The 2505-nt window shown below is 56.6% G+C and carries 1 rRNA gene; it reads right to left on the bottom strand.

The annotated features are described in order from the left end of the window. Positions 1-32: 32 nt before the first annotated feature. Positions 33-2505: ribosomal RNA gene (locus ACIGHB_RS34250) — 23S ribosomal RNA — on the bottom strand; the annotation flags it as partial.

Genomic DNA, 2505 nt, shown 5'->3' with positions numbered 1-2505 from the left:
CTTCAGAACTAACACAGTGGACGCGAGCAACTGAGGACAAGCCCTCGGCCTATTAGTACCGGTCAGCTCCACCCATTACTGGGCTTCCACATCCGGCCTATCAACCCAGTCGTCTACTGGGAGCCTTACCCTCTCAAGGAGGTGGGAATACTCATCTCGAAGCAGGCTTCCCGCTTAGATGCTTTCAGCGGTTATCCCTCCCGAACGTAGCCAACCAGCCATGCCCTTGGCAGGACAACTGGCACACCAGAGGTTCGTCCGTCCCGGTCCTCTCGTACTAGGGACAGCCCTTCTCAATATTCCTACGCGCACAGCGGATAGGGACCGAACTGTCTCACGACGTTCTAAACCCAGCTCGCGTACCGCTTTAATGGGCGAACAGCCCAACCCTTGGGACCGACTCCAGCCCCAGGATGCGACGAGCCGACATCGAGGTGCCAAACCATCCCGTCGATATGGACTCTTGGGGAAGATCAGCCTGTTATCCCCGGGGTACCTTTTATCCGTTGAGCGACGGCGCTTCCACAAGCCACCGCCGGATCACTAGTCCCGACTTTCGTCCCTGCTCGACCCGTCGGTCTCACAGTCAAGCTCCCTTGTGCACTTACACTCAACACCTGATTGCCAACCAGGCTGAGGGAACCTTTGGGCGCCTCCGTTACCCTTTGGGAGGCAACCGCCCCAGTTAAACTACCCATCAGACACTGTCCCTGATCCGGATCACGGACCCAGGTTAGACATCCAGCACGACCAGAGTGGTATTTCAACGGCGACTCCACAACCACTGGCGTGGCTGCTTCAAAGTCTCCCACCTATCCTACACAAGCCGAACCGAACACCAATATCAAACTGTAGTAAAGGTCCCGGGGTCTTTCCGTCCTGCTGCGCGAAACGAGCATCTTTACTCGTAGTGCAATTTCACCGGGCCTATGGTTGAGACAGTCGAGAAGTCGTTACGCCATTCGTGCAGGTCGGAACTTACCCGACAAGGAATTTCGCTACCTTAGGATGGTTATAGTTACCACCGCCGTTTACTGGCGCTTAAGTTCTCAGCTTCGCAACCCCGAAAGGTCACTAACCGGTCCCCTTAACGTTCCAGCACCGGGCAGGCGTCAGTCCGTATACATCGCCTTACGGCTTCGCACGGACCTGTGTTTTTAGTAAACAGTCGCTTCTCGCTGGTCTCTGCGGCCACCCCCAGCTCACGGAGTAAATCCGATCACCAGGCGTGGCCCCCCTTCTCCCGAAGTTACGGGGGCATTTTGCCGAGTTCCTTAACCATAGTTCACCCGAACGCCTCGGTATTCTCTACCTGACCACCTGAGTCGGTTTAGGGTACGGGCCGCCATGAAACTCGCTAGAGGCTTTTCTCGACAGCATAGGATCATCCACTTCACCACAATCGGCTCGGCATCAGGTCTCAGGCTATGTGCTGTCCGGATTTGCCTAGACAGCGCCCTACACCCTTACCCCGGGACTACCACCGCCCGGGCTGGACTACCTTCCTGCGTCACCCCATCGCTTACCTACTACCACCTTGGTTCGCCGGCTCCACCACTTTCCTTTCCCCGAAGGGTCCGGAACGGCTTCACGGGCTTAGCATTAATGGGCTCGATATTGGGCGTTTCAAAGCGGGTACCGGAATATCAACCGGTTGTCCATCGACTACGCCTGTCGGCCTCGCCTTAGGTCCCGACTTACCCTGGGCAGATCAGCTTGACCCAGGAACCCTTAGTCAATCGGCGCACACGTTTCTCACGTGTGTATCGCTACTCATGCCTGCATTCTCACTCGTGAACCGTCCACAACTCGCTTCCGCGGCTGCTTCACCCGGCACACGACGCTCCCCTACCCATCACAGTCCCCGTTGGGGGTATGTACTGCAATGACACGACTTCGGCGGTACGCTTGAGCCCCGCTACATTGTCGGCGCGGAATCACTTGACCAGTGAGCTATTACGCACTCTTTCAAGGGTGGCTGCTTCTAAGCCAACCTCCTGGTTGTCTCTGCGACTCCACATCCTTTCCCACTTAGCGTACGCTTAGGGGCCTTAGTCGATGCTCTGGGCTGTTTCCCTCTCGACCATGGAGCTTATCCCCCACAGTCTCACTGCCGTGCTCTCACTTACCGGCATTCGGAGTTTGGCTAAGGTCAGTAACCCGGTAGGGCCCATCGCCTATCCAGTGCTCTACCTCCGGCAAGAAACACACGACGCTGCACCTAAATGCATTTCGGGGAGAACCAGCTATCACGGAGTTTGATTGGCCTTTCACCCCTAACCACAGGTCATCCCCCAGGTTTTCAACCCTGGTGGGTTCGGTCCTCCACGAAGTCTTACCTCCGCTTCAACCTGCCCATGGCTAGATCACTCCGCTTCGGGTCTTGAGCGTGCTACTGAATCGCCCTATTCGGACTCGCTTTCGCTACGGCTTCCCCACACGGGTTAACCTCGCAACACACCGCAAACTCGCAGGCTCATTCTTCAAAAGGCACGCAGTCACGAC

Origin of the sequence: Streptomyces sp. NPDC085460 (assembly GCF_044541975.1) — a bacterium.
Classification (GTDB): domain Bacteria; phylum Actinomycetota; class Actinomycetes; order Streptomycetales; family Streptomycetaceae; genus Streptomyces.
Note: the sequence above shows the minus strand (reverse complement) of the source record. Positions and strands in the feature narration are given on the sequence as shown.